The organism is Inquilinus limosus MP06, assembly GCF_000767795.1.
GTDB classification, from domain to species: Bacteria; Pseudomonadota; Alphaproteobacteria; order DSM-16000; family Inquilinaceae; genus Inquilinus; species Inquilinus limosus_E.
The window spans coordinates 1-2,971 of the sequence record NZ_JANX01000676.1 but is presented as its reverse complement, the minus strand read 5'-3'; the positions used below and the strand labels follow the sequence as shown (position 1 = coordinate 2,971).

General features: G+C 70.2%; 3 protein-coding genes. 2 read left to right on the top strand and 1 reads right to left on the bottom strand.

The window, feature by feature from the left end:
* Positions 1 to 242 precede the first annotated feature (242 nt).
* Positions 243 to 875: a LysE family translocator gene (locus P409_RS30665; RefSeq protein WP_052121595.1), complete on the bottom strand. Its 633-nt coding sequence runs from the start codon at positions 873 to 875 to the stop codon at positions 243 to 245.
* Positions 876 to 986: 111 nt separating this feature from the next.
* Between P409_RS30665 and P409_RS30660 the strand changes: the two genes are divergently transcribed.
* Together P409_RS30660 and P409_RS30655 are read left to right on the top strand one after the other, a co-directional pair.
* Entirely contained in the window at positions 987 to 1,445 is a 459-nt protein-coding gene (locus P409_RS30660) for an Lrp/AsnC family transcriptional regulator (RefSeq protein WP_034847386.1), read from the top strand.
* A 91-nt stretch (positions 1,446 to 1,536) separates the two neighbouring features.
* On the top strand, positions 1,537 to 2,971 hold a 1,435-nt coding region (locus P409_RS30655), incomplete at its 3' end, for an acetyl-CoA carboxylase biotin carboxylase subunit (RefSeq protein WP_034847384.1).

Below are 2,971 nucleotides of genomic sequence, written 5' to 3'. Positions count from 1 at the left end.
CGCCTCCGCCGGCTTTGCGGGCGCCGCGGGCGCGGCCTGCTGCGCGATCGCCGGAGCGGCGAACAGGAGCGGGAGCAGCGCCACGCCGGCGCGGAAGGTCGAAAGATTCATTCCAGGACGCGTCCGTATGATGTCTCCAGGCGGGTCAGTCTCGAGCCTTTCCCGCAGGGCGGGCCACACTCGTCCAGAGGGGCGCGGCTTGTCAATCCGCCAGAGCGGGCCGCAGCGCAGCGGCTCGGCTTCTACCAGCGCAGATAGAGGGCCAGGAACATGTAGGCGGCGAAGACCAGCAGCAGCACGCCGGCGACGCGGTCGATCCACAGCAGCGTCCGCGGCGTCAGCCGGCCGCCGGTGGTGGCGACGATGAAGCTCAGCGTCGTGAACCAGGAGGCCGAGCCGCACAGCACCCCGGCCACCAGGATCAGGCCGGAGCCGATGGACAGCGTCTCCGCCAGCCCGACCGCGGTGAAAGCGGTGGCGAAGGTCAGGATCGTCATCGGGTTGCTGAGGGTCAGCAGGAAGGCGGTGATCACCGCCGTGATCTCGCTGCCCTCGGTCCGCCCGGTCTCCGGGTCGCGCTCGATATGGCCGGCATGCAGCAGGGTGCGCACGGCCAGCACGAACAGCACAGTGCCGCCGATCAGGTGCAGCGCGTCCTTCAACGTGATCAGCCAGGCGCTCAGCGCCACCATGCCGAAGGCGGCGATCAGGCCGAACAGCCCGTCCGCGAAGGCGGCGCCGATGCCGGTCAGGATGCCGAAGCGGGTGCCGTGGATCAGGGTCCGGCGGATGCACAGGACGCCGATCGGGCCGACCGGGGCGGCAATGGCGATACCGAGGGCGACGCCTTTGGCGAACAGGAAGGGATCGATCATCACGGATGGGGTGCCGTCGGCCTCGTGTCACAAACAGAACGATCGCGAATGGTGGTTCGCCGGCCCTTCGATTAAACCAATGCGAGAGCGAAACCAACGGGGGCGATTCGGATGGACGCGAAACTCCGCCTCGATGCCATCGGTCGCACCCTGGTGCTGGCGCTGCAGGAGAACGCCCGCGCCAGCTATGCCGAGCTGGGCCGGCTGGTCGGCCTGTCGCCCCCGGCGGTGGCCGAGCGGGTCAAGCGGCTGGAGGACCAGGGCGTGATCAAGGGCTTCCGGGCCGAGATCGACCGCGGGCGGCTCGGCTACGCCATGTCCGCCTTCGTCCGGCTGCGCTGCCGGGCCGAGACCTTCCCGGCGGTCGAGGCCTTCGCCCGCACCGTGACCGAGGTGGTGGAGTGCCACGAGGTCGCGGGCGAGGATGCCTATGTGTTCAAGGTCGTCGCCCGCTCGATCCAGCATCTCGACGAGATCCTGCTGCGCCTCGCCGCCTTCGGCGCCACCACCTCCTCGCTGATCCTGTCCTCGCCGGTCGCCGGCCGGGTGCTGCCGCCGGCCGGGGAATAAGGCCCGGCAAGGCCCCGCCGCTTTCCTGTTGCGGCGCGGCACGAACGGGACGCAATGTTGCGCCCATGGCCCGACCGCCTCCGAAGGGACGATGTTCGACAAGATCCTGATCGCCAATCGCGGCGAGATCGCCTGCCGCGTCATCCGCACCGCGCGGCGCATGGGCATCAAGACCGTGGCCGTGTATTCCGAGGCCGATGCCGACGCGGTGCATGTCCGCATGGCCGACGAGGCGGTGCCGATCGGCCCGGCGCCTTCGGCCCAGTCCTATCTGGTGATCGAGCGCATCGTCGAGGCGTGCCGCGCCACCGGCGCCGAGGCGGTCCATCCCGGCTACGGTTTCCTGTCGGAGAATCCGCGCTTCTGCGCGGCGCTCGAGGCCGCCGGCATCGCCTTCATCGGCCCTGGCGTCCCTGCCATCGAGGCGATGGGCGACAAGATCGAATCGAAGAAGTTGGCCCAGGCGGCCGGCGTCTCGACCGTGCCCGGCCACCTCGCCCCGATCGCCGACGAGGACGAGGCGGTCGAGGTCTCCCGCCGCATCGGCTATCCGGTGATGCTGAAGGCGTCGGCCGGCGGCGGCGGCAAGGGCATGCGCGTCGCCGGCAATGACGAGGAGGCGCGCGAGGGCTTCCGCTCCGCCCGCAACGAGGCGCGCTCGGCCTTCGGCGACGACCGCGTCTTCGCCGAGAAGTTCATCGAGGAGCCGCGCCATATCGAGATCCAGGTGCTGGCCGACAGCCACGGCAACACCGTCTATCTCGGCGAGCGCGAATGCTCGATCCAGCGCCGCCACCAGAAGGTGATCGAGGAGGCGCCATCGCCCTTCCTGACCGAGGAGATGCGCCGCGCCATGGGGGCCGAGGCCTGCGCCCTGGCCCGCGCCGTCGGCTACCGCTCCGCCGGCACGGTCGAGTTCATCGTCGGCGCCGATCGGTCGTTCTACTTCCTGGAAATGAATACCCGGCTGCAGGTCGAGCATCCGGTGACCGAGGCGGTGACCGGGCTCGACCTGGTCGAGCTGATGATCCGAATCGCCGCCGGCGAGGAACTGCCGTTCCGGCAGGAGGACATCCGGCTGGACGGCTGGGCGATCGAGGCCCGGGTCTATGCCGAGGACCCGCTGCGCGGCTTCCTGCCCTCGATCGGCCGGCTGACCCGCTACCGCGCGCCGGAGGAGGGGCCGCAGGTCCGCGTCGACACCGGCGTCGACGAGGGCGGCGAGATCTCGATGCATTACGATCCGATGATCGCCAAGCTGATCGGCATCGGGACGAACCGGAACGCCGCGATCGCCTCGATCCGCAGCGCGCTCGACGGCTTCGTGATCCGCGGCGTCAACCACAACATCCCGTTCCTGGCAGCGCTGATGCATCATCCGCGCTTCGTCGAGGGCCGGCTGACCACCCGTTTCATCGCCGAGGAGTTCCCGGACGGCTTCCACGGCACCGCGCCCTCGGGCGAGGCCGCGGACCGGCTCGCCGCCCTCGGCGCGGCCATGCTGCATCGCCAGGCGGTGCTGCGCG

What these genes read in the sequence shown, in the direction of transcription:
- P409_RS30665 (WP_052121595.1), bottom strand. Translation starts at nt 875, where the DNA reads ATGATCGATCCCTTCCTGTTCGCCAAAGGCGTCGCCCTCGGTATCGCC.
- P409_RS30660 (WP_034847386.1), top strand. Translation starts at nt 987, where the DNA reads ATGGACGCGAAACTCCGCCTCGATGCCATCGGTCGCACCCTGGTGCTG.